The sequence below is a fragment of the Duganella sp. 1411 genome (assembly GCF_017833525.1).
GTDB lineage: Bacteria > Pseudomonadota > Gammaproteobacteria > Burkholderiales > Burkholderiaceae_D > Rugamonas.
Map to the genome: position 1 here is coordinate 1313819 of NZ_JAFICD010000001.1, position 24840 is coordinate 1338658.

The 24840-nt window shown below is 64.8% G+C and carries 21 protein-coding genes and 1 pseudogene; 4 read left to right on the plus strand and 18 right to left on the minus strand.

The window, feature by feature from the left end; translation table 11 throughout:
* Positions 1-133 precede the first annotated feature (133 nt).
* Positions 134-919, minus strand: a complete 786-nt coding sequence (locus JOD97_RS05125; protein ID WP_209713915.1) for an SDR family oxidoreductase — start codon at positions 917-919, stop codon at positions 134-136.
* Between the two features lie 212 nt (positions 920-1131).
* Positions 1132-2022, minus strand: a complete 891-nt coding sequence (locus tag JOD97_RS05130) for a PhzF family phenazine biosynthesis protein (RefSeq protein WP_209713917.1) — start codon at positions 2020-2022, stop codon at positions 1132-1134.
* A gap of 101 nt (positions 2023-2123) precedes the next feature.
* Here JOD97_RS05130 and JOD97_RS05135 point away from each other — a divergent pair, with 101 nt between their 5' ends.
* A complete protein-coding gene (locus tag JOD97_RS05135) occupies positions 2124-3467 on the plus strand; it encodes a PLP-dependent aminotransferase family protein (RefSeq protein WP_209713919.1) in 1344 nt (447 codons plus the stop codon).
* A 21-nt stretch (positions 3468-3488) separates the two neighbouring features.
* On the opposite strand, the gene JOD97_RS05140 is transcribed toward JOD97_RS05135, so the two are convergent.
* The 7 genes and pseudogenes from JOD97_RS05140 to JOD97_RS05170 all read right to left on the minus strand — a co-directional run bounded on the left by JOD97_RS05140 (position 3489) and on the right by JOD97_RS05170 (position 8438).
* The gene (locus tag JOD97_RS05140) at positions 3489-3926 is read right to left on the minus strand and encodes a hypothetical protein (RefSeq protein WP_209713921.1); all 438 of its coding nucleotides are present in this window, start codon (positions 3924-3926) and stop codon (positions 3489-3491) included.
* 36 nt (positions 3927-3962) lie between these two features.
* Positions 3963-4310 (minus strand): annotated as a pseudogene (locus JOD97_RS05145) (FAD-dependent oxidoreductase); the annotation flags it as partial.
* Positions 4307-5332 carry an alcohol dehydrogenase gene (locus JOD97_RS05150; protein ID WP_209713926.1) on the minus strand — a complete coding sequence of 342 codons (1026 nt, stop codon included), beginning with the start codon at positions 5330-5332 and terminating at the stop codon, positions 4307-4309. The pseudogene JOD97_RS05145 and the gene JOD97_RS05150, both read right to left, overlap by 4 nt.
* Positions 5333-5366: 34 nt before the next feature.
* Positions 5367-6497, minus strand: a complete 1131-nt coding sequence (locus JOD97_RS05155; protein WP_209713928.1) for an FAD-dependent oxidoreductase — start codon at positions 6495-6497, stop codon at positions 5367-5369.
* A 2-nt stretch (positions 6498-6499) separates the two neighbouring features.
* Positions 6500-7168, minus strand: a complete 669-nt coding sequence (locus JOD97_RS05160) for a cupin domain-containing protein (RefSeq protein WP_209713930.1) — start codon at positions 7166-7168, stop codon at positions 6500-6502.
* A gap of 81 nt (positions 7169-7249) precedes the next feature.
* Complete coding sequence (locus JOD97_RS05165; protein WP_209713932.1) at positions 7250-7594, minus strand: carboxymuconolactone decarboxylase family protein; 345 nt, start codon at positions 7592-7594, stop codon at positions 7250-7252.
* A 70-nt stretch (positions 7595-7664) separates the two neighbouring features.
* The gene (locus JOD97_RS05170) at positions 7665-8438 is read right to left on the minus strand and encodes an SDR family NAD(P)-dependent oxidoreductase (RefSeq protein WP_209713934.1); all 774 of its coding nucleotides are present in this window, start codon (positions 8436-8438) and stop codon (positions 7665-7667) included.
* 206 nt (positions 8439-8644) lie between these two features.
* Between JOD97_RS05170 and gcvA the strand changes: the two genes are divergently transcribed.
* Positions 8645-9556 (plus strand): transcriptional regulator GcvA, encoded by a 912-nt coding sequence (gene gcvA / locus JOD97_RS05175; RefSeq protein WP_209713936.1) that lies wholly within the window; start codon positions 8645-8647, stop codon positions 9554-9556.
* 40 nt (positions 9557-9596) lie between these two features.
* Here the strand turns inward: gcvA and JOD97_RS05180 are convergent, their stop codons facing one another.
* The 4 genes from JOD97_RS05180 to JOD97_RS05190 form a co-directional block, all read right to left on the minus strand.
* Complete coding sequence (locus JOD97_RS05180; RefSeq protein ID WP_209713938.1) at positions 9597-10187, minus strand: PEP-CTERM sorting domain-containing protein; 591 nt, start codon at positions 10185-10187, stop codon at positions 9597-9599.
* 67 nt (positions 10188-10254) lie between these two features.
* Positions 10255-12498 carry a phosphocholine-specific phospholipase C gene (locus tag JOD97_RS05185; RefSeq protein ID WP_209713940.1) on the minus strand — a complete coding sequence of 748 codons (2244 nt, stop codon included), beginning with the start codon at positions 12496-12498 and terminating at the stop codon, positions 10255-10257.
* Between the two features lie 271 nt (positions 12499-12769).
* Complete coding sequence (locus JOD97_RS32975; RefSeq protein WP_255585095.1) at positions 12770-12892, minus strand: hypothetical protein; 123 nt, start codon at positions 12890-12892, stop codon at positions 12770-12772.
* A gap of 12 nt (positions 12893-12904) precedes the next feature.
* The gene (locus JOD97_RS05190) at positions 12905-13798 is read right to left on the minus strand and encodes an NAD(P)/FAD-dependent oxidoreductase (RefSeq protein ID WP_209713942.1); all 894 of its coding nucleotides are present in this window, start codon (positions 13796-13798) and stop codon (positions 12905-12907) included.
* 134 nt (positions 13799-13932) lie between these two features.
* Between JOD97_RS05190 and JOD97_RS05195 the strand changes: the two genes are divergently transcribed.
* Positions 13933-14580 carry a TetR/AcrR family transcriptional regulator gene (locus JOD97_RS05195; protein WP_209713944.1) on the plus strand — a complete coding sequence of 216 codons (648 nt, stop codon included), beginning with the start codon at positions 13933-13935 and terminating at the stop codon, positions 14578-14580.
* 136 nt (positions 14581-14716) lie between these two features.
* Here JOD97_RS05195 and JOD97_RS05200 read toward each other — a convergent pair whose 3' ends face one another.
* From JOD97_RS05200 to JOD97_RS05220, 5 genes are all read right to left on the minus strand, one after another.
* Positions 14717-16399, minus strand: coding sequence for a glycoside hydrolase family 43 protein (locus JOD97_RS05200; RefSeq protein ID WP_209713946.1), 1683 nt, complete (start codon positions 16397-16399; stop codon positions 14717-14719).
* Positions 16400-16472: 73 nt separating this feature from the next.
* Positions 16473-18791: a dockerin gene (locus tag JOD97_RS05205; RefSeq protein ID WP_209713947.1), complete on the minus strand. Its 2319-nt coding sequence runs from the start codon at positions 18789-18791 to the stop codon at positions 16473-16475.
* Positions 18792-19229: 438 nt separating this feature from the next.
* Positions 19230-20444 carry an AraC family transcriptional regulator gene (locus JOD97_RS05210; RefSeq protein WP_209713949.1) on the minus strand — a complete coding sequence of 405 codons (1215 nt, stop codon included), beginning with the start codon at positions 20442-20444 and terminating at the stop codon, positions 19230-19232.
* A gap of 75 nt (positions 20445-20519) precedes the next feature.
* The gene (locus JOD97_RS05215; protein WP_209713951.1) at positions 20520-21959 is read right to left on the minus strand and encodes a polysaccharide deacetylase family protein; all 1440 of its coding nucleotides are present in this window, start codon (positions 21957-21959) and stop codon (positions 20520-20522) included.
* 103 nt (positions 21960-22062) lie between these two features.
* Positions 22063-23298: an AraC family transcriptional regulator gene (locus JOD97_RS05220; RefSeq protein ID WP_209713953.1), complete on the minus strand. Its 1236-nt coding sequence runs from the start codon at positions 23296-23298 to the stop codon at positions 22063-22065.
* Between the two features lie 901 nt (positions 23299-24199).
* Between JOD97_RS05220 and JOD97_RS05225 the strand changes: the two genes are divergently transcribed.
* Entirely contained in the window at positions 24200-24832 is a 633-nt protein-coding gene (locus JOD97_RS05225) for a hypothetical protein (protein WP_209713955.1), read from the plus strand.
* Positions 24833-24840 lie beyond the last annotated feature (8 nt).

A 24840-nucleotide genomic window follows, 5' to 3' on the forward strand; every position in this document is an offset into this window, starting at 1 on the left:
TCCGCCATGAGCCGTCGACGGCGCTTGGCGGATTACGCTGCGCTAATCCGCCCTACGTGATTCCGATGTCCGCTTGCCTTGGCGGCCTTCGGGTCAATCGCGCACTTTCATATTCCAGTCGGGTTGAGGCGGCTTACTCGCTATAGAGCTGGGATCTGCCGCCGTCGATCAGGATGTCGGCGGCGTTGATGAAGCGGGCCTCGTCGCTGGCGAGGAACAGCGCCGTGTAGGCCACCTCCAGCGGCTCGCCGATGCGCCGCACCGGCAGCAGGTTCACCTGGCGCGCGCGCTCGGCGGCAGGGTCCGGACACGATGCCAACCACGCCTCGGCGCTTTCGGTCAGGATCAGTCCCGGCGAGATGGAGTTGACGCGGATGCCGCGCGCCGCGTACTCGATGCCGAGCGACTTGGTCAGCCCGATCAGCGCGTGCTTGGCGACCGGATACGGAAAGCATCCCGGAATGATCTTGTGGCCGTGGACCGAGGCGATATTGACGATGTTGCCGTAGCCGCGTTCGAGCATCGACGGCAGCGCGGCGCGGATCACGTTCCACGCGCCTTCGAGATCGACCGCGAAGCAGCGCGCCCAGTCCTCGCCCGTCATCGCTAGCGGATCGGTGAAGACGTTGACGCCGGCGTTGTTGACGAGCGCGTCGATGCGCCCGTAGCGGGCCAGGATCGCCGCCACCATCGCCTCCACCTCGCCGCGCCGGGAGATGTCGGCGCGCAGGTACAGCGCCCGTCCGGCGGCCACCTCGCCCGCCAGCGCGTCCATGACGGCGGCCGCGTCGGCGTCGTCGCGGTGGCTATTGAGCACCACCGTGGCGCCCTCGGCCAAAAACAGCATGGCCACCGCCTTGCCGATGCCTAAGGTCGAGCCGGTCACCAGCACCACTTTGTCCTTCAGCCTGTCCACCATCGCACCGCTCCTTGACCGAACCACGCCATAAAATAAGGTATTGCGCCGGCGGTGCGCACCAGGGACGCGTCCGAGCCGGCATCCATCATCGTAATGGACTTGGCGGACAGCAGGGTATGCAGAAAGACAACGCTGCTATGCCCGATTTGTATGCTTCAGGCTGAAGTTGCCACCTGCGCGGCCCGGAACCACACAAGTGTCGATCCGCCGCGTCACGGCAGCAATTGGCCCGCGGCGGACACCGCCGCTTCGCCGCCGATGCGTACGCTCAGCGTTCCCGCCTCGCCACGCTCCCACGACGCCTGGACTTCGCCATCGCGGCCGATCTCGATGCCCTGCTCCGCCACGTAGCCGCCGGTCATTTCGCCGGGATGCTTGTGGCGCGCGATAAACGCCGCCACCGACCCGTTGCCGGAGCCGCAGACCGGATCCTCCGGCACGCCCTCGCCAGGGGCGAAGGTGCGCACCCGGAGGCGCGCCGGGCCGGCATCGCCGCGTTCGACAAACACGGTCACGCCGACCGCCCCCGCCTTTTTGCACACGCGCGCGATCAGGCCCTGGTCGGGATTGAGGGCCGATATCGCCGCGAACCGCGACAACTCGACAATCAACCATGGCACGCCGGTCGACACAACTTCGAAGGGAAGCGGCGCCAGGTCGGCTGCGTCGCATCCCAGCATCTCGGCCACCACGGCGCGCGCCAGGCCGGCGTCCCGATACGACGGCGCCGCCTGCGTCATGGTCAGCAGCTTGCCGCGTGGCGTGGGCGTCACCGCCACCGGCACGATGCCGATGCCGCACTCCTGCCGCAGCAGCGTGGCGTCGGCCTTGTCCGGATAGCGCGCCAGCACCGCATGGGCCGCGGCGACCGTCGGGTGGCCGGCGAACGGCAACTCGCTCATCGGCGTGAAGATGCGCACGCGGTAGTCGGCGGCGGCGCTGGTCGGCTTCAGGAGGAACACGGTCTCGGACAAGTTCATCTCGCGCGCGATTTTTTGCATGATTTCAGCGGGCAGATCGTCGGCGTCGAACACGACGGCGGCCGGATTGCCGTATAGCGGGCGCGTGGTGAAGGCATCTACCTGAACAAAATCGAATGGCATGGCGAACTCCGTTGAGGGGGTAAAATGCCATCATAGAAGTTGAGACACTTCGCGTAAACATATAAAGTGTCTCATGACACTATTTCTGAGGAAACCCGATCATGCGCCTGGCCTCGCCCTGGACGCCGCACCTGATGCCGATCGCGGCACCGCCGTCCGAACGCCTGGTGGCCGCGCTGGCCCACGATATTCTCGAAGGCAAGCTTGAGAGCGGAGACCGCTTGCCCCCGCACCGCGACCTGGCCGACACGCTCGCCATCGGCGTGGGCACGGTGACCAAGGCCTTCGCCATGCTCGAGCGCCGTGGCCTGGTGCGCTCGGTGAAGGGGCGCGGCACCTTCGTGGCGCTGGTTCAAACACGCAAAGGCGTACAGATCGACCTGTCGCGCAACGCGCCGCCGGCCGTGATGACGGAGCGCCTGCTGGCGCGCACGCTGGCGTCTGTGGCCAGGAACATCGATTCCGGATTGTTCAACGACTATCCGCCGATCGCCGGCCACGAGGAACATCGCCGGCTGGTTGCGCGCTGGTTCGCCAGCGTGGGCATGGAGGCGGACCCGCGCCATCTCGTGCTCACCTGCGGCGCCCACCACGCGGTGGCCCTGGCCTTGAACGCCTGCCTCGGCCCCCATGGCACGCTGTTCACCGAGGCGCATACCTATCCGGGAATAATCACCCTCGCCCGCCACCACGCGCTGCCGCTGGTCGGCGTGGCGATGGACGAACAGGGCATGGTTCCGGACGCGTTGAAGCACGCGCTCGGGCGGGCGGCGGCCGGCCCGCGCGCGCTGTACGTCACGCCCACTATGCAGAATCCAACCACCGCCACCATGGGCCTGGCGCGCCGGGAAGCGATCGTCGCACTGTGCCGCGTGCATGACGTCTGGATCATCGAGGACGACGTCTACAGCCAGAGCGCCGTCCCCGACCTGCTGCCGCTGGCGATGCTGGCGCCGGAACGCACGTTCTACGCGAATAGCCTGTCCAAGACCCTCAATCCGACATTGCGCATCGGCGGCCTGGTGCCGCCGCCGGCGATGTACGCGCGCGTCATCGACGCGCTGCACACCTCGGCCATCATGGTATCGCCGCTAAGTTGCGCCTTCATGGCGCAGTGGCTGATGGACGGGACGGCGGACGCGGTGCGCCAGGCGATCCGCGCCGAATCCGTCAGCCGCGTGAACCTAGCGCGCCAGTTGCTGACCGGGCTGGCGTCGCAAGACACCGCCGGCTACCACGTCTGGTTGCCGATGCCCGCGCTGCAGGCGCAGCGTATCGCGACCGCCGCGCAAGCCATCGGCGTGACCGTCACCCCGCCGGCCTCGACCGCCACCGACGACAGCGCCACCGACAGCGGCCTGCGGCTGTGCCTGGGCACGCCCGGCATGGCGGAACTGGGCGCCGCGCTGGCCGCGATCGAGCGACTGCGGAGAGAGGCATCATGACCGCCGTCGGCCACCCGATCGTCAACGCGCGATCGCCGGCACCAAGCGGCCGCGCCATGCCAGGTGCGTGGTGCCCAGCATCAGCCCGCCGATGACCAGGCTGGCGCCGGCCAGCGTGAGCGGCGCCAGCACCGCCGTCAACCGGCCCGGCATGCGTTCATGCAGGCGCAGCGTCAGGTTGGCCAGCGCCGCCACGCCAAAGCTGAAGGACCAGTACGACGGGGCGAAAGGCTGCTGCCGTATCCATGGCAACAACCGCAGCGCAAGCGCGCTCTGGTACAAGCCATAGCCCAACAACATCTGCACAAAGAAATCGGAATACGACTGCTGGTCGGCCCGCGCCTGCGCCATGCTGGTCTTGCTCAGCCAGTACCGCGCATCGCGCTGGTCGGCGTACACAACGGCATTGGGGAAGACGCGGGTGCCCGCGCCCAGCCCGCCGATGTGGTCCGGATGCATGTGCGTGATATAGATTTCATCGACTTGCGCGGGCTAATAGAGGGCGAAGCCGGCGATTACGTCGATCTTGTTACGCTCGAGCTGGCCCTCATACGAGCCATGGATGCGGCCGATGTAGGCGTCGCGATTGCGCACCAGCGTGGCCCGGTCGAACACCGGCGGCGCGGCCGCAAAGCCGTAATCCGGGCCGTATCGGCGCATCGCTTCGGCGATGTGGGCGGCGTTCCACATGACCTTTCTGGGCACGCAGCCAACCTTGACGCAGGTGCCGCCGATGGCTCCGGCTTCGATCACCGCGCATTTCTTCCCGTGCAGGGCGGCGCGGTTGACCGAGGCGATGCCGCCGCTGCCGGCGCCGATCGCGATATAGTCGTCATGCTTCATCTCGTGCCCATGGTCAGCACCATGCGAAACTTGACGTCGCCGGACTTCATGCGCTGATAGGCTTCGGTCGCCTGTTCCAGCGGCATGGTTTCGATACGGGGGCGCACGCCGGCCAGCACGCTGAAACCGAGCGTCTTCTCGTTGTCGTAGGGTGTGCCGGTGATCGAGCCGAGCACGCCGCGTTCGCCCACCACCAGCCGCCCGGACGACACCAGCAGCGGATCCTTGTCCGCGCCCAGCATGACCAGCCGCCCGGTGGGCGCCAGACCGTCGATCAGGGCCGTCACAGCGGCGGCGTTGGAGACGGTGGTCACCACCGCTTGCGCGCCCCCATGGGCTTGCAGCACGGCGGCGGCGTCCTCGAGCCGGCTGTCGATGTAGACGTGCGCGCCCAGATCGAGCGCGTCCTGCGCGATGTCGCTGCCACGGCCGATCGCCACGACCTTGAAGCCCATGCGGCGCGCATACTGCAGGGCCATGTGCCCCAGCCCGCCGATGCCCAGGATGGCGACGGTGTCGCCCGCCTGCGCCCCGCTCTTCTTGAGCGCGTTGAAGGTGGCGATGCCGGCGCACAGGATCGGCGCGGCCTCCTCCGCGTCCAGCTGCTCGGGAATGGAGACCAGGCCGGTGGCGCGCGCCAGCATCATCTCGGCATAACCGCCATCGCGGCTGGCGCCGACGAACGGCTGGTTCTGGCACAGCTGGAAACGGCCCTGGCGGCACTGCGGACATTCGTTGCAATGCCCGCCCAGGCGGCCGACGCCGACCCGCTGGCCGACCTTCCAGATGCCCGGCGTGTGCTCGCCCAGCGCGACGATGCGCCCGACCACCTCATGGCCCGGCACGCGCGGCGGTTGCAGCGCCGGATCCGCCGCTTCGATGTCGCCGATGTCGGCGCCGCAGATGCCGCAGGCCTGGACCGCGATCAGGACTTCGCCGATCCCCGGCGCCGGCGTCGGCCGCTCGACCAGTTCCAGCACGCCGGGACGACTAACTTGCATCGCACGATAAGCTTGTTTCATCTTCATCACTCCTTCAAGTCGTTAAAAAACACAATCACCCACCGTTGGCGGTATGGTGTTGCCGTTGCCAGGCCCGCACCCCGAGCTCGGCCGCGTCGATGGCGCCGGCCACATAGCCGGGAAAACGTGGCGACCACTCGCTGGCGATGGCGCTCAGGCGCCCCTGCCAGGGACCGGACGCGGGCGCCGCCGCCCGGGCGTGGCCGTGATCGCCGCCGGCGTCGAGGTCGTCCGGGGTGGCGGTCAGCGCATCCTTCGACCAATCCTTGATGAATTCGGCGCGCGGCGCGTCCGCCCTCGGCCCGAACAAACGCGTCAACTGGGCCCGGCAATGCGTCAGCAACACATCGTCGGTGAGGCGCTGGCGCGTCCTTGCCGGCACGCCAAGGAAACCGAACAAGGCCGCGCTGCCGCCCGGCATCGAGGCGTCATGGATCTCGCCCAACGGCCCGCCGCCGCTGCGCGCCGAACCCGACAGGCCTTGCGCGCGCCAGAACGGTTCGTCGTAGATGGCGACGTACTTCGCATGGGGCGCCATCCAGGTGGCGGTCGAAGCCCACTCCCGCGCCAGCGGCGCCGGCAGCGCCGGCTCGTACACGATGCCGCCGGCGGCCAAGCGCGGCGGCAAGGCCAGCAGCACGTGCGCGGCGCGCCAGGTCGTGCTTGCGCCGGCCCCGTCCACGCTCTCCACTTCGACCTGGTCCGCCGTATTGCGCAGGCGCCGCACGGTCTGGCCGGTGACGATGCGCGTGCCGCGCAGCGTGTCGTGCAGCGCGTCGGTGAGCGCGTTCATGCCGCCGACCAGCCGCATCGATTGCGGCGCGCTGACATAGCCGCGCATGCGCACCGGCGCCTCGCCGGGCGCGCGCTCGTACAGCATGTCGCCCTCGTCGTACTGGGCGAAGCGTTGCAGCCCCAGTTCGTCGACCAGGCGGTGCAGCTCGCGCTGCTGCTCCGGCCAGAACCAGGTCGGGCCCAGATCGAAGCGGTCGAAGCCGGCGGCGCTTGCGTCGCCCGCCGGCGCTGCGGCGCTGGCGATACGGCCGCCGACCAGGTCGCGCGCCTCCAGCAGGACGACATCGGCGACGCCCAGCCGTTCCAGCAGGTGCGCGGCGTACAGGCCGCTCAGGCCGGCGCCGACGATCACTATGCTTGCTTGTTCCATGCTCAGCCTTTCAAAGTGGTGGCGGCCAGGTGCCGGGTCTTCAGGTAGACCGTCGCGCCGCGCGCGCCGGCAACGATGGCGGGCAAGGCGCCGGCGGGCAGCCGCATCCACGCGCAGCGCGCGCAGAATTGCTGCTGCGCGATCACGTCGCCCTCGAGCACCAGCAGTTCCAGGCCGCCGTCCGCGTCGGCCAGCAAGGCCTCGTGCGGCGCCAGCCGCTGCAGAGTGACCTGCTCGGCACCGTCGGCGAACAGCGGGCAGACCTCGCGTCCCTGCTCCACACGCCAGTTGGCGGGATCGCGGGTATCGATGCGCACGTGGCGCTGCTCGTGCGACGGCATTTGCCGCAACTTGACGAAGATCACCGCGCCCTCGCCGCTCGACGGTTGATGACTGGAGCCGGGCGGATTGCGTAGGTACCAGCCGGCGGGATAATCCACGCCGCCCTCGGAAAAGGTGCCGTCGAGGACCAGGATCTCTTCGCCGCGCGGATGCAGGTGCCGTGGGAAAACGGACGCCGGCGCATACCGCACGATGCTGGTCGCGCGGGCCTTCTCGGCGCCGATGCGATCGAGCATGATGCGCTCGACGCCGTTCTGGGGCGACGGCACCCATTGGTACTGATGAGGCGCCAGGATCACCGGGCGCGAGAAATCGGCATTGATAAGCATGACAAACTTCCAAAGTTGGACAAATGCGGCCATCGCCGGGCCGGGCTTGAAGCCCGCCCGGCGGCGACCGCCGATGACGGCTTACTTGTTCGGCAGTTGCTGATACGCTTCCATCACGCGCGCCGAGTACGTCAGGGCCGCGCCGGTGTTGAGCGCGATCGCCACGCCCAGCGCCTCGGAGATTTCCGCCAGCGTCGCGCCGGCTTCCACGGCTTTCTTGGTGTGCACCGAGATGCAACCGTCGCAACGGGTGGTGATGGCCACCGCCAGCGCGATCAGCTCGTGGATCTTCGGCGTCAGGTGGCCGGTTTTGGCGCCGGCGTTGTCGATCGCCATAATGCCGCGCATCACATCGGGGCTCTGCGCGGCGTAGTCGCCAACTTTTTCCAACAGGGAATCGCGGTAGGTGTTCCAGTCTTGCATCATGATTAATGCTCCATAAAGTAGATAAATGCGGGCGCCGGGGCGCCCGCATTTCCGGGCTTGCCTCTGGTATTTAGTTACGGCCGGCCATCACGCCGCCATCGACATCCCACACCGCGCCGGTGACCCAGGAGGCCTTGTCGGACAGCAGGAAAGCCACCACTTCCGCCACATCCTGCGGCGTACCGACCCGGCCGATCGGATGGAAACTGTTGAAGCCCTGCAGCGCGCTATGCACGTCCGCTTTCGGGATGAAACCCTCGTAGATCGGCGTCTGCACCACAGCCGGCGACACCGCGTTGACCCGGATTTGCTTGGACGCCAGTTCCATCGCCAGATGCTGCGTCAGCGAATGCAGGCCCGCCTTGGCCATCGAATAGGCCGACGATGGCGTGGCGGCGATCGCCTGCTTGGCCCACATCGAACCGATGTTGACGATCGCGCCCGGACGTCCGCCGGCCACCAGGTTGGCGGCGACCTTTTGCGTGATGAAGAACACCGCCTTGTTGAGCTTCATGTACTGGTCGTAATCGGCGGCGCCGTGCTCGAGGAACGGTTTAGGGAAGAACACGCCGGCCGAGTTCACCAGCAGATCGATGTCAGGATGCTGCTCGTCGATCGCCTTTAGCAGCGTGGCCAGGCCCTCGTCGCTGGACAGGTCGGCGGTCAAGGCCCATACCGTGCCCAGTGCCGACAATTCCTTGCGCGCCTCTTCGGCCTTGTCCGCGCGGTTGCCCACGATTACTGCGCTGCCGCCTTCCGCCAGGACCATGCGCGCGGTTTGCAGACCCATGCCGCTGGTGCCGCCGACGACCAACAGTTTCTTGCCTTCGAATTGCTTGCTCATATTCACTCCTTTGTATGCCCGGCCCCAAGGTCAGGCGCTGCTTAAGAAAAACTTCTGCGCAGTGAATTACTGCTGCGATGGAAAGAAGTTTGCGCCCATTGCAGGATTGAAACAAACCAGATTAAATGTCAGGCACTGAAAGAAAATCTTTAGCTGCCTGTACCGGTGGGCTAGAATGCGGAGGCCAAGCAAACAAACTCAACAACATGAAGACACCGATACATCTGAATGCCTTGCGGGCGTTCGAAGCGAGCGCCCGGCACCAGAGCTTTTCCGCCGCGGCGGCCGAACTTAACGTCACGCCGGCGGCGGTCGGCCAGTTGGTGCGCACGCTGGAAGACTGGCTGGGAGCGCCGCTGTTTCATCGCAACCCGGGCGGCAAGGCGCGCCTGGTGACCACCGAGGCCGCCGAGCGCGCACTGCCGGATTTGCGCGCCGGCTTCGACAAGCTCGTGCTCGGCCTTGAACGGCTCAAGGAAGGTTCGCTCAATGGCGTGCTGACGGTCACCGTCAGTCCGGCCTTCGCCGCCAAGTGGCTGCTGCCACGGATCGATCGGTTTCAGTCGGTCTGCCCGGAAACCGATGTGCGGCTCGATACCAATCTGAAGGCGGTCGATTTCGTCTCGCAACGCATCGATATCGGTGTGCGCTACGGCACCGGACACTGGCCCGGCCTGACGGCCGACAAATTGCTGGGTGAGGAAGTGTTTCCGGTGTGTTCGCCGGCCTTCCTGCAACAACACGCGCAGTTGCGGCAACCGGCGGACCTCGCGCGGCAAACGCTGATACACGACCTGTCGATGGACGGCCATGCGGATTTCCCGACGTGGCAGGCATGGTTGGCCAAGGCGGGCGTGCGCGATGCCCCGACCTCGCGCGGCATGAAGATCAACAACTCGGCCGCGGTGCTGCAGGCGGCGGTCGAAGGCCATGGCGTGGCGATGGCGCGCAGCGTGATGGCGCACGACGACATCGCCTCGGGGCGGCTGGTGCGCCTGTGCGGCGATATCACGTTCGAGTCGCCGCTGGCCTATTACATCGTGTACCGCCCCGAGTCCGCGGGCCTGCCACGGTTGGCGACATTTCGGGGCTGGCTGCTGGAGGAAGCCGCGAGGTAGCGGCACCGATCCAGTTCAACCCAGCGGGATGAGGACGCGATCAGGACTCGGCCCTGGACCGGCGCAGCAGTATCGAACCGGCCAGTCCCAGCCCCGCCAGCAGCTGTGCCAACGCGCCTGGTTCCGGTACCGGGGCGGCGCTTACAAAACTCATATCGTCCATCACGTAAGAGGCTTGAAAGCCGCTGGACACCACGACCGCGTCGATCGCGCCACCCCAGCTGGCGTTCAGGAAAGCCGGAGTATCCGACAGTTGTAGCGATGCCGAAGTGGCCACCAGCTTGCCGGCGAAGTACAGATCAAAGCGCACGCTGCTGTCGCTGTAACCGGAGAACCACGCGCCCTGGAAGATCGTCGGCGCCAAAAAGCGGACCGTGCTGGCGATTGGCCCGCCGTCGGTCCAATCGGTGGTCACCCTGCCCTGGCCGGAATGGGCCACGAATGGCGCCTGCTCGCTGGTGAAGACGGAAAAGCCGGAGTTCGACCAGTCGAGCCCACCATAGTTGCCCGGTACGGACGCGAAACCGTCGGGACCGACGATGTCGTCGAACGTCAGCACGGTCGCCGAGGCGAAAGGTGCGCACAGCGCGATGACCGAGGCCAGGATAAAGTCGCGGAGAATGGAATGCATGGGTATCCTATTGGGTAGGTGATGAGAAGGTGCCGCAGCCGGCGGCTTGCCGGCTTGGGACGCATGATCAAAGTTGGCCGAGCGCCGGGTCGCTCACTGTGTGTCGACCGGTCTCGATACGTCCGGCGAAACGTCTCAGATAGTCGGGCTGGCCCGACACCGTGGCGCTGAAGTCGTACCAGTAGCCATTGTTCGCCACCGCAAGCCGCACGACGAGTTCAGCGCGTGGAGCAACGGTGTGGAGCTGCCGCAGCTGCGCATAGGCGTTGGCGGTCAGGCTGAAGGTGCACGCTGCCGCGCCGTTGTTGACCAGGCGCAGCACCAACTCGCCGCTGACGGCGTCGCATCGCACCTGAACGTCGGGGCGCGGCTGGCCCGCCGCGACAGCGCGCAGCGCACTACCCGTGAAGTGACGGTGGTAGCCGTTCGGCCCGAGCACCCACAAGTCGTACGCTCCGCCGACAGCGGGCGCCCAGGTATCGGCCAGCGATTTTCCCGCCTCGACGGTGTAGCGGCGTGGCACCGCCGCCAGATCCTTGCGGTCATACACATGGAACACGGCGGCTTGGCGGCCGGTGTTGATGAAGTTCAGCGCCACGCGCACGGCAGCCATGGTGGCGCCGGGCTGCACTTCACAGGTGGTCGCAAGTTCATAGGGCAGCGCACGCGACGGTCGTGTGCCCGCAGCCTGCAGAGGCTGTTGCGGCATGGTCGGCGGCGCGATTTGCGATAGACGCTGCTGTGCGGCGCGCAGGGCGTCGGCCTGGCCGCGGTCCCGCCTGCCCTTCAGCACCGGCAGCTCGCCGGCATTGGGCGTCGCGAAGTTAAACGCGCTCGTCAGGTCGCCGCAGACCGCGCGGCGGAATGGGCTGATGTTCGGCTCCCGCACACCGAAGCGCGCCTCGAGGAAGCGCAGCACCGACGTGTGGTCGAACACTTGCGAGTTGACCCAGCCGCCCCGGCTCCAGGGCGAGATCACATACATGGGGACGCGCGGGCCGGGGCCGTAGACGCGGCCGTCGGCGGGCGGCTGCTTGGTGCTGCCGAGCGGCCGGCCGTGCGAGTAGTATTCCGGCGCCAAATCCGCCTGCGGCAGCGTGGTCTTTCCGGCGTAACCACCGTTGCCGTCGGGCGAAGGCGCGGATGGCGAAGGGACATGGTCGAAGTAGCCGTCGTTCTCGTCGTAGGTAACGATCAACACCGTCTTGCTCCAGACGTCGGGGTTGGCCGTCAAGGCGTCCAACACCTCCTGGACGAACCAGGCGCCCTGCACGGGGCTCGATGGCCCGGGGTGCTCGCAGTAGATCGACGGTGCGTTAAGCCACGACACCTGCGGCAGCCTACCCTCGCGGATGTCGCGTTTGAACGCGTCCAGATATTGCTCGGGCTGGGTGCCCGGCAAGGTGTTGGCGATACCTTTATAGAGCGGGTTGTTCGGGTTGTCGCTGGCGGCATCGTAGGCGTGATATGGCAGCGCCTGGCCGGTGTTGCTGTACGGCCGTCCCGGCGACCCGCCGCTGGAAACCGGGTAGCCCGACGCGATGTTGGCGCGCTTGAACTGCCGGAACGCGCCGAGCATGTTGTCGCCCCATTCATCGGGCATGTTTTGGTAACTCATCCAGCGCACGCCGGCAGCCTCGAGGCGCTCGGCATACGTGGTCCACGTATAGCCGGTGTCGACGCCGCTGGCCAGGCCGTCGATGGCGTCCCATTCGTTGGTGACAAAGGCCGTGCCGGTGGGTACCGCGCCGTTGGTGCCCGTCAGGAAGAACGAGCGGTTCGCATCGGTGCCCGTGTGCATGGCGCAATGGTAGGCGTCGCACAGCGTGAACGCATTGGCCAGCGCGAACTGGAACGGCACTTCGGGCTCCTTGAAGTAGCCCATCGAAATGGCGTTTTTGTAGCGCGGCCACTGGTCCATGCGGCCGTTGTCCCAGGCCGCCTGGCTGTCATGCCAGTCGTGCGGCGTACCGTTGGCGCGCTGGGCGTTGCCCACGCTGCCGTCCAGGTGGAATGGCATCATGACGTTGCCGTTTGCCGTCCGTTGCTGCCACACGTTACGGCCTTCCGGCAGCGGGATGGGGAACCGGTCGCCAAAGCCGCGCACGCCGGCGAGCGTACCGAAATAGTGGTCGAACGCGCGGTTTTCCTGCATCAGGATCACAACGTGCTCGACGTCTTGAATGGTGCCGGTCGCGTTGTTGGCCGGGATGGCCAGCGCGCGCTGGATCGAAGGTGGAAAAGCGGCGAAGGCGGTGGCGGCGATACCCGCGCGGGCACTGCTGCGAAGGAAACTGCGTCGTGAGGTCATAGGGCCTATCCGAGGTTGAGGGACGAGGTATGCAACGCGGGTTGCTATATTGTTGTCATGGGGACAATGTTTTGGACGTCGCCAATATACGCCCCGTGAATGACGGCGCGATGACACCCGGCGATGCGGATGGGCGTTGTCTGCGTAGGGGTGAGGAATGCCGCGTCCGCCGCAGGGCGCGGAGGTCAGCACGTATGCAAGAGTGCGCCGATGCTGGACGCAAAAGAAAAAGCCCCTGAAAATCAGAGGCTTGGTCGGTACAGCTTGCCGGTCAATCCTTGCGTTGCAAACCCACCTTGCGCAACGCTTTGGTGCGCGGGCCTGGTTGGGCGGCCCAGCGCTCCCCGCTTTGACCGTTCCATCCGGCGACCTGATCGGCATTTTGCGCTGTCATGCCATCCCCTGCTTAAACCAGCATCGACTGCTGGGCGGAGATACCCGCCGTCGCGCCGTGCGCTATTGCCGTGGTGACCGAGGGCATGAGGGGGTTTGCGAGGTCGCCCGCGGCGTAGATGCCGGGGATGCTGGTTTCGCGGCGCTCGTCGACCTTGAGGGCGATGCCGAGCGGCGTCTCGACGGTGGCCAGGCCCAGTGATTCATGCAGGCTGGCGGACGGCTTGTTGCGCGGATGCGCGAACAGGATGTCGACCGCGACATCGGCGCCCGTATCGAGCTTGACGGTGGCATGATGGCTGCCGTGTCGGGCGATTTCCGCGATCCGGCCATCGACGACAGATGTGTTGCGGCGCGCCAGATCGGCCCGGATATCGGGCGCAATGTCGTGACCATCGGCAAAGACCGTCAACGTCCCGGTCCAATCCTGGTACAGCCTGACATAATTGTGCGACGGCGGGCCGGACCAGACGAGGCCCCAATGCTGGCCGGCGACTTCAAAGCCGTCGCAATACGGGCACGGCACGATGGAGGTGCCCCAGCCGTCGGCAAAGCCCGGCACATCAGGCATCTGGTCGGCGACGCCATAGCTCAGGATCAAACGACGTGCCCTCAGGCTTTCGTTATCGTCCGTGACGACGCAGAAATCGTCGATTGCGCCGGAGATGCTGTCGGCGCGGGCATGGACCAGCCTGACCGTGGGATAGCGCGCCAACTGCTGCCGCGCCTCGGCCAGAATGTCCAGCGGTGGCTTGTGATCGTGGCCGAGCAGGCCATGCGAGTGGCCGGCGAAGCGGTTGCGTGGCCGGCAAGTGTCGAGCACCGTGACCTTGCGGCGGGCACGGCCGAGCTGCAGGGCGGCGGCGAGGCCGGCAAAGCTGCCGCCGATGATGATGACGTCATTCATGGTGATGGGCTCCGTGTTGTGGATGAAGGGTGGGCTGGACCTGGTGCGGACCCAGCCATTGGGTTTGCACCTTTAGGATACTTTGTGGTATCCTAATTAAAGAATTAGATACTGTCAAGTACTGGAATTTTTTTATGACCGAAAACAATCAGGGCCGGCGCGGCCGGCCCGCCAACGAGGCGCTAGGCCAGACGATCGCCGACGCCGCGTGCGAACTTTTTGTGGAACTTGGCTATCAGGCGACGACAATGGACAAGGTCGCCCAGCGGGCGAAGATATCCAAGCTCAGCATCTATCGGCACTTCGAGAACAAGGAGGCGCTGTTCAGCGCGGCCATCGCGGCCAGCTGCCATCGGTTTGCGCCCCAGGCCCTGTTTGACGGCGTCGACGGGTCGGCCGAGGATCAACTCATGGCGGTGGGGTCGTCCCTGCTTCGCACCTTCCTGAACCCGGACGTGCGTCGCGTCGAAGCCATGATCACGGCCGACAAGACCAATCAAAAGTCGCTCAGCAAGCTCCAATACGAAGCCGGCCCGGCCCATGTCATCGCCCAAATCGAGGCCCTGTTGCGTCGCTTGCATGCGAAGGCGGTGCTGAACGTGCCCGATCCTCTGCAGTCCGCCCGTTTGTTTGCCGCGCTTTTCAAAGGATCCGATCTTCTGATCATCGCGCGCTTCGACGAGGAGAAAGCAGAGGACGACAACGAAATCGCATCCTATTGCCGGTCGGCCGTCGCCATGTTCGTCGCCGCGCACGGTGACGACGACCACGCGGGCGGATAAGCATTTGATTGCTCCGGGCAGCTCTTAGAAACGGGGGGCTTGGCGATGTGAAAACTCGCCAGACAATGCTGTCATCAGTCGCCCTCCCCATGGCCACAATAAGGCGCCGCGACCGCTCCTAGCAGCGAATTGGTGGTCAGGGCTGGACCGCGTTGTACAGCCCGATTACCGTGCCGACAAATCCGCCGGCCTTCTTCGTGCTGAGGAAGCTGGCGTCCAGATCCTTTTTAAGCGACTTCCACCTGCCATCGTCGAGCGCATACATAGCGGACACGCGCCCCGCATCGAACGCAAGCCGCAGGCGAACTGGTTGCACGAGCGTGCCGGGCAACTTTCGAGACGCCAGCACCCGGCCACTGCGAGGAGCCCGCTCCCCATCGCGTTCGGCCAATACCAGCATCGGGCTGCCGCCTATTCGCTGGATGCCGAAGAACAACCACGACTGGTCGCTTTGCACGGCAGCGAGGCCAGCCCGTTCGCCATCCGCTGCCGGCGTAAAACGCATCGCCGTGCTGGCTTCGGCCTGCGCATGGGCCTGCTTTCTCCCGACGAACGATGGCACGGCCGACGGGTCGCCGAGCGGTGTAGACGGACGGAGCACAAGGTCACCGTTCTGCAAAGTGTAACGCGGAGTGCCGTCGCTCCGGATACTCATCCAGCCAAATTTGAGCGCAGGACCATTGAATTCGTCGGTGTAGCCATAGTCGCCATTGAGCGGCATCGCCGGCCTGGCTGCATGCGGCAGTTCGGGGCGTTCAACCACCAGCGGCAGTGCCCGGCCCGCCGGCAGGATGGTCGGCCAGTCGTCTTTCCACGTGACCGGCAACAGGAAGGTCTCCCGCCCCGTGTTATACAACTGTGGCGCGTAGGGACGGGCTGCGAGGAACGCGGCCCACCAGCCGCCGTTTGGGGTCTGCACGAATTTCGCATGGCCCGCGCTTTCAACAGGATGCTCGCGGTCCGTAGGTAGGTCAAGCTGGGAAAGAATCGGATTGCCGGCATAGGCTTCATACGGCCCTTTCAAGTTGCGGCTGCGGAACACCAGTTCGGAATGGCGCTCATGCGGCTTGGTTCCACCAGCGGCGGCGAGCAGATAGTAATAGCCGTTACGCTTGAAAAGATGCGGCCCCTCGGCCCAGAAAATGGATGGAGGGTGTTCGCCCCCGCCCACCAGCGGCACGCGCTCGCCCACCATCGTATGAGTTTCCGGGTCGAATTCCTGCAGCCAGATCACGCGGTGGCCCGGATAGTGGGGCGCTCCCTCAGGAGGACCGTTGTTGACGATATATGCCTTGCCGTCTTCGCTGTTCCAGAAAATCGATGGGTCGATGCCTTCGACATCGAGCCAGTAGGGATCGGACCAGGGCCCCGCAGGATTGGATGCGGTGATGACGAAGTTCCTGCGGAAAGTCGAGACAATGTAGTAAATGCCGTCGCGGTACGAAATGTCCGGCGCCATCATGCCGTCCGAAACCTGCAGGCCGCGAAAGTCCAGTTGTGCCGGTCGATCGATGGCATTGCCGACCTGCGACCAGTTGACGAGATCGGTCGAGTGATAGATCGGGAGCCCGGGGAAATGCGCGAAACTGGACGTGACGAGATAATAGTCCTTGCCAACCTGAGTAAGGCTGGGGTCTGGTGCATAGCCGGCGACGATCGGATTGACGAAATGCTTCGCATCCGGCATCCCCCCATCGAGGCTGCGTCCCTCATAGCGGAACCAGGAAAAGTGCGCGTCGACGCCTCCCGCTGTTTGTGCGTTGCCGATGCAGGACGCGGCCATGAGAGCGGCCAGCAAGGGGAGACGAAACAAGGACATAGCCTTCCTAAACTTGTTGTTGGGGTGTGGAGGTGGCCGGGGAGGTTCGGGGCAACTTTGACGGTCGCGCAGGTCAGTTGGTGTAGACGATGCCGCGGCCGGGGGCGGAGACGTAGATTCGCCCATAGCTATTCCAGTCCCCGGCGATCGTGCGGATGCCGCCGTACTGGTGAGCGTCATCGTTGAAGCGCGCCCAGCTTGCGCCACCATCGTCGGAGTGGTACACGCCCCACACGCCGTTGACCGTGCCCACAACGTAGACCGCGGCCGCGTATGGGGAGCCGGTCGCCGCCTTGCCCAGTGCCACCGCCGAGGCGCCCTGGAAGTCGGGCCACGCGTTGGCGCCCCAGACCGACGCGAAGTTGCCGACCTTCGTCCAGGTCGTCCCCGAATTGAGCGAGTGGTACACGGCGTTACCGTCGGACAACCAGATGTCTCCTTCGACGTTGGGGTTAACCGCGATCGAGGTCAGCTTGAAGAAGTTGGGGGCCAGCTTGGCCGACACCGCGCCTTGGCTCAGCGCGAAAGTGTGGCCGCCGTCCGTCGAGACGTAGACCTTGCCCGTCGTGCCGCTCCAGAATGCGCCGCCCGAATCGTAGGCGTAGACCTTGTTCGGGTTCCGGCGGTCCGCGACGAGGTGGTAGGCGCGATTGTTGCCGTTGATGGCGGACAGCGACGGCAGGTTGGTCGCCACCCAGCTCGCGCCATTGTTCGTCGTGTACGACGGCGTCGCATTCGCCGGCGCCCAGACCGCATTGTTGCGCGCGGTGACCGCGATGCTCTGTTCGAAGGCGTTCTCAACCGCAGCGCCGGGAGCAAGGCTGGCGAACTGGTTCCAGGTGTTGCCGCTGTCGCCGGACCAGAAGCCCGCCTGGGTCTTGGTGACGTTGAACTGGCCGCTGGCAACGATGTAGGAGGAATCGGACCACGCCATGTCGGCTGCGTAGCCATGGCTCCAGTCCGGGGTCGGCCCCTTGGCCGGATGCGCCGCGAGGTCGGTCTGGAGCCAGGTGCCGATGTCGCCCGCACTGTTGACGAACTTGTACGACGCGCCGGCCGGCGCCGCGATGAGGGCCTCCGTGCCGGTCTCCTCGAGGTTATTGAGCGGAGCGTCCCAGCTCGGCGTGAGCGACGACGCGTTCCAGGTCTCCCAGATGCCGCCGCCGACGATGTGCATGACGTGGTCGCGGTTGGTCGGATCGATCTCGATGTCGTCCACCCAGCCCCAGAACTGCTGCCCCCAGTGCTGCGTGCCGCCCTCGGCTTCGTGCCAGGTGGCGCCGCCGTTGTCGGACAACTGGACGACCTGGGAGGCGCTGTTCCAGGTACTGGTCACGGCCAGCGCAATGCGGGCCGTCGAGCCGGTGCCGTAGACGGACACGCCGCCATAGCCGCCCTGCGTGCTGCTGGCGAGCGGTTGTGGGGACCACGTATCGCCATTGGTCGTGCCGCCGAACTTGTAGAGGTAGCCGGGACCGGCGCCGGCCGGGCCGGCGTTCTTGTTGAACGCCACATAGTAGTTCCCGTCGCTGGTGCGCACCATGTGCGGGACGTAGAAGCCGGCCACGGTGGCCGGGACCGCCACCGGCGTCCACGAGAAGCCGCCGTCGACGGACTTGTACATGGTCGAGGTCAAGCCCGCCGCCTGGGCGTAGTCCGGTGCGACGGCGGCATACATGATCCAGGTCGTCCCGCCGCCACCCACGTTCGAGTTGTCGAACATGATCTGCTCGACGCCCACCGAGCCGCCCATGCTGCTGATCTGTGCATCCGTCAGAACGAGGGACGACAGCGAGGTCTGGGTCCAGGTCTGCCCCGAGTTCGTGCTCTTCCACAGGCCGGCCGTGCGCGAGGCGTAGAACATCGTCGACGGATTGGTCGGATCGAGCTTCAGGCGTTCGCCGACGGCACGGCCTTTCTCGTTGCCGCCCACCGGGAACGGCAGGTCGTAGTGGGTCCAGCTGTTGCCGCGGTCGCTGGAAGCGTAGATGCGGCCGTTGCCTTCTTTGGTGCTCTTGCCGGTGACCATGTAGACGCGCTGGTCGTTGCCTGGATCGAGGGCGACACTTTCGACGCCGAGGAACTTGTTCTCGGCGGCACCGAGGCTGTCGATAAGGGGTGTCCACGACCCGTTTGCATTCCAGCGGTAGACGCCGCCGATGTCGGTGCGGGCGTACAGGACACCCGCGCTGGTCGGGTGGTAGATGAGGCCGCTGACATAACCTCCGCCGCCCCACTTCACGCTGGTCCAGGTGGTAGCCGAACCGGTGGTGACGGTGGCAAGGAGCTTGGAAGCGCCGGCCGGCGCAATGCCGTCCGCGCCTCCGCCCGAGCAGGCGGCCAGCAGACTGGCCAACAGGGCCGGGATGACGATGTTCAACTTCCGATTCATAATTGTCTCCTCAAAAGGATGGTTATTTTTCGTTTTGCCGGCTTTGTCAAACAACGCCATCGCGCCTGGCAGGCTGCTGCACGCGACAATGATGTTGCAACGGGGTGCCGACGCCTCCCGGTCGATTCAGTTTCCACGCATATAATTGCGCCCTGCGCAAGGGTGCGCTAATACTTTTCGCCGAAATTTCGAGCGTGTGCAGATATTGCTAACGGCTTCCGCCGATTTTTTTAGTGGTCGGGAGCGGGATGGGGCAAGACCGCTGTCCGGATCGCCCTGGCAAATGAATGCCTGGCTCGGAACACCTTTGGGGAGCATGGGTACGGTCATTCGAGCCCGCTTGATGCGCGCTCAGGAAGAAGCCGATTTTGCGCAAGTCGAAGCGACCTGGCCCGCCGCGCAAGCAATGCCTCGTGCGTTCACGCGCGCGCTGGCGATTCAAGCTTCGTCGTACAGTGGGTTCGACGGTCCCGCCAGATCGTGTTCGGGAGTCGCCTTCGCTTGGGTTGCGAGGCGCCGGAAGGCCCCGGGCGTGCAGTCGTATTCTTCCTTGAACAGCTTGTTGAAATACGACACATTGCCATAACCGACCGAGTATGCGATGTCGGCGATGGGCATGCCCTCGTTGTCCTTCAGCACCCGCGCAGCTTCCGTCAACCTCAATTTGTTGACGTAGCCGGTAAAAGTCATGCCGAGCTCCATTTTCAGGATCTCGTTGATTTTCTCGCGGTCCGCGCCTATCCGTGTCGTCACGGTGGACATATTCAGTTCGGGGTCAGCGTAATTGTCGCCGATGAATTGCAGGATGGCCGCCTTTTCCTTGTCCTTGAACGGTTCCAGGGTCAGTTCGCGGTACGCGACGAAAGGCAGGTCATTGCTCAGCTGCGAATCCAGGCTCGCGGCGAGAGCGCGCGAGTGCCCCCGTAAAAACCAGACGGCGAACGCGCCCGAGCCGATCGCCAGGATGACCGCCAGGGCGACGAGGTAGCGATCGTCGCGGCCATGCAAGGTGAACTCGCTGATCGCGACACGGGAATCGACTTCACGCGGACTATGATGGTTGATCCCGAACACGAATTTGGCAACCTGGTCCAGCCTGTAGGACTGGTGCGACGGGTCGACCTTGTACACGTCGAACCACCACGCCGGAATGACGAGACGGGTCAGGTCCAGCGACACCGGCGTTCCGCTCTCGCTGCACGAGAAGTGGGTGGCCGGCGACGGGTAAGCCCAGAATTCGCCCGGCTTCGCGACGCTGGCGTCGAATATCGGCATGGCGAACACCAGTGAATTGGCGGGCGCGCATTGGGCGACGAAGGTGACGGTGGCGTACCTCGACAAGTCCGCCGGCACTGTATGGCCCTGCCCGTCTTCGAACAGCATTTCCGCCGCAACATAGGGATGAGCCGTGGCGCGCGTGATCCTGAAGTCGAAGCGGAACGATTGCCGTCCGGGATCCAGAATGCGCATGGTCGACGTGCCGCCCAGCACGGCGTCCTCCGTGGTGACAGCACGCCACCGCACGCCTCCACCCGCCCTCGGAACCAGCGCAGCGGAAAGATAGCTTTGATCGATGCAAAACCAGGCTGCAAGCGCAAACGCGATCAGAAGGAGAATGAGCGCGATCAACGCCTTCCTGAAAAATTCTTGCATAACACTCAGCCTGATTCATTCCTTACATTATCGGTTCTGCGCGTCCGGGCATGCCCGCCCCGCAGGAACTGGGGGTTACCGTGTCCAGCGCAGCGATTGCGCATCCAGCGACACCTCGTAGTAGCCGTGCCTATCCCAGCTCAGGGGCGTGCCGTTCTGCTCCAGCGCGCCGCCGTCCACCACGACACGCAGCTTGCGGCCCGCCGGGAAGTTGGCCGGCAGCGTCCAGCGCCACGTCGTCACGCCGCCGCTGGTGCTGGGCGTTGCCGCTTGCAGCAACTGCTGGCCGCGCCAGTAGGCGCCAATGTTGACGACGCTGTCGATCCACATCGTGCCGAACGATTTAGCGTACACCATATTACCCGTGATCACGCCGATGTCCTCGCCGCCGCCCCAGTTCTGCGTGGGAGCGGGCAGCACCGTGTGGAACAGATAGATCATCCAACGGCCCCGCCCCAAGGCCTTGTCCACGGCGGTGTTGAAGGTGGACACGGGATCGCCGCCCGGCGTGGACGGATCGCCGGGGAAGCCGGTGATCGGCAGGTTCAGCGCGTCGCTCGCGGTGCCGGGCGCCGTCATACCCGGCCACACGCCCCGCGCGACGAGGAAGCGGGACGCGGCCGCCTTGTAGTCCGTGTCGCCGAACGGGTAGGCCATGGTCCAGACCGCTGACTGTCCGATGTTCGTGCGGATGTAGTTGTCGGTGTCGTCGAACTCGGCCCCTGCACTGCCCAGGCCTGCAGGGCAGGTGTTGGAATCGTTGTCGGTCAGTTCCGCCGCCCTGCAGTGGTGCGTGGTGTGGTTGCCGATCTCCGAACCCTGGGCCACGGCGTCCTTCCAGGTGGCGTCGTAGTTGGGATAGCGGTTGCCCGCGGGGTTGATGTAGTAGGTGACGCGGACGCGCTGCGCCTTGAGCTCCGGGTAGTGTTCGATCTGGGACGGTTGCGAATCGTCGAAGGTGTAGGACACGGCGGCCTTGAAGCCGGCCCAGTCGAGCACGCGCAGCCCCGGCCGTCCCGTGGTGCCGGCTGGGCGCGCCACCTCGCGCGCCACGAGCGGCAGCGGCAAGCCGGCCGCGCCGCCGTCGTTCCATGGCAGCACCAGCACCTTCAGCGGCGCCTGCGTGCCGCGCTGGCCGTCGCTGGCCTTCACGACGAGGTCATAGCCGTTGTGGGCGTCGGCATCGGCGGGGCGCGCGGTGTCGGGCGCCTGGCGGAACGACAAGGCGCCGGTCGCCGCATCGATCTTGAAGCGCGCCGCATCGGTGCCGGAAATGGACCACGTGGCGCTGCGTCCGGCAGCCAGCGTGGCCGACGGCATAAGGAAAGTCGCGGTCACGCCTTCCTGGACCTTCACGCTTGCCGGCAATGCGAGCACGGGCGCGGCTGCCGGCGTGCCGACTGCGCCGGCCAGGACGCCGGGATCGTGGACCGCACCGCCCCCCGCGCTGCAGCCTGCGAGCAGAACCGCCAGCAGCGCCGGGACGGCGAAATTGACCTTGCACTTCCTATTCAAGATGGACTCCTCCAAGCATACTGATTATTCTGAATTTCCGGAATGACAAGCAGCGTGGCCACGCCAGACCGGTCGGCGGAAGGGTATGCGCTCCTCGCGCGCGCTAACGTTTATCGCCGAAATTCTCTTGCGTGCAGAAATTGACAGGAATATCCGTAGATTGTTTTAGTGTGGTCCGCGGCTGGCTGAGTTGGCGCCTCGTTCTGAACTGCGTGGGGGAGCAGCCGTACTCTTCCTTGAAGACCTTGTTGAAATAAGAGCAGTTGGCATAGCCAACCGAACGGGCGATTTCCGCCACGGTCGCGGCGGCTTTATCGGTCAGCAATCTGGCCGCTTCTGTCAACCTCAGCTTCTTCAGATAGCCGGTGAATGTCATGCCGAGGACCGTTTTCAGCACGTCATTGATCCTGTTACGGTTTGCGCCCGTTCCGGCGCTAACACGTTCCAGATCCAGTTCGGAATCCGGGTAATGGGTCGCGATGAAGCGCAAGATGGCGGCCTGGTCCTCGTCCCCGACAGGCGAAACGGTCAATTGTCGGTATGCCACGAAAGACAGGTCTTTTTTGAGGCGGGCGTCCACCGTCGCAATGAGGGCGCGCGACTGGGCCCGGAAGAACCAGATCCCGTAGGCACACCAGCCGGCAAGCAGAACCGCCGCCAGCGCGGCGAGGTAGCGGTCATCGCGGCCATGCAGCGCGAGATCGGCGATCTCGACATGGGAGTCGGCCTCGCGCGGGCTGAACGGGCTGGCACCGAATTCCAGTTTCGTCACATGGTCCAGCTCGTAAGACCTGCGCGAAATGTCGACATGTTCGGCCTCGTACCACCAGTCCGGAATGGTCAGGCGCGTGAGATCCAGCGAGACCGGCATGCCTTGCTCGTTGCAGGAAAAATAGGTCATGACGGGCAGGTAGACCGGCTTGCCGCCTGGCTTCGTGACACGCCCATCGACGAGGGTGAGGATGAGGAGCAACGAATTGGCGGGTACGCATTTGGCAAGGAAAGTAACTGTCGAGTACTTCGACAGATCTTCCGCAACGGTTTTCCCGTCCGCGCCCCCGATCCGCAATGCCGCCGACGCCCATGGATTCGCGATGGCCCCGGAGAGCCTGAAGTCAAAGCTGAGCGAGCGCTGCGGGGCATCCCGGATGTGAACCGTCGATGCGCCGCCGTAGAGGCTATCCGTGATGGCCGCGACCCGCCATCGCGCCGCCCCCTTTTCCTGCGGGGCGACCGACGAAGACGGATGGCTTCGATAGATGCAGAAACACGCAATCAGTGCGTCGGCAAGCAAAAGGACAACGAGCGCGACAAGCGCCTTCCTGTTGAAATATTGCATGTTTATAAACTACGGTGGAATCATTGCGCACGTCGGCACCCGGGCGGGCCATGAGCATCATAACAGCGCGCGACCGCGTCGGGTCATGATCCTTTCGAAGCGATCACGCCGCCGATGCAACGGCTTAGCGGCACAGTGCGCTCACCGGGTTGTCAGTTTGCGAACTTCCGCCTTCCCGACATGCGTGTGCCGCCATCGGACGCGGGCTCGCAATATGCGGCGGCCAGTGTCGTCGGCCCCGTTGTTTTCAGTTCAGGGCGACGGTCGAGATGGCTTGGTTGTATTTGATATATAAAAAACCAGAAGAAGTATAGATGATCCGTCGGTCCGCCGCAACACATTTAGCGCGTCAGCAAGACATGCCGCCTTTTCAGGGCGCGCTCGTGGAAGATCCGTTCAGTTGCTACTTCGTCGGGCAGTCCGGACGGCGCAAGGAAGACGCTTATGGCATGAGCCTGCCAAGACTAGCGACAAAAAAAGAAAAAGCCCCTGATCGTCAGAGGCTCAGTCTCATCCGTTTGCCAGGCAGCGACTGCCGGCTACGGCATCACTCCCACTCCATGATGAATAGGTCCAGAAATCATCGCTAAATCAAATAGTTAGAGCAGCCTGTCACCGTTAATACCATGAAAAATACCATGCTAGTTCGCGTCATGGAGTTGCCTGGAATAGCCCGGTCAATTATCTGCTACCGCCCCACAGCCGCCCCTCGTCCCTTACGCAGGAGCGGGAACTCCATCGCGCTCACCCTGGGAGTATGCACATGGGTGGGCAGTCCAACTCCTTGTAGCAAAAGCCCGATTTTCCGCCCTGTTTTTCCCTATTTTTCCCGGAATTGAACTATCGCCGCGCTTCTCGGTCTAAATATGACAAAGCAGAACAAAATAGGGGAGAAAATCGAATGAATACGACAGTGACCGTGCAGCTGCCCACCGACACCCTGCTCCAACTGATAGAAAAGCTGCGCCGCTGTGGCGGCCCGCAAGACATTTCGGAAGCCCTGACGAAGGCCGTCGAATGCTGGCTGGAAGACCCGGCCAGATTCGCGCCGGGCGCGGACCCTGAGGACATGCACGGCTATCAATGGAAATCGCTGTTCCTTCCCGAAGGCACCGTGTTGAAATCGTGGAGCTACGGCGAAAACAACTACGCGCGCGTTGAAGGCGATCAGATCATCCACAATGGCCGCGCGGTGTCGCCAAACCAGTTCGCGCAATCGTTCGCGCGCTCGACGCGCAATGCGTGGCAGGACTTGTTCATCCGCCGTCCCGGCGACCAGACCTTCAAACTAGCATGCCGACTGCGCGATGAACTGATCGCGGCGGCGAAGCCGACTGCCCCAACGCCGGCCGCTACGATCCTGACTGGCTCCACCGCGGTGCCGCCGCTGGCGGTCGGATCAACGGCAACCTTGCCCGTGCCGCAGGCCCCGTCGCCAGCTGGCCAGCCACCGCGCAACACCGATCGCGAGCCCGGATGGGACTTGCCGGAGCGCAGAAAATTCCGCTATCGGCTGGAAGAAGTCGCCTATTGATTCAGCAA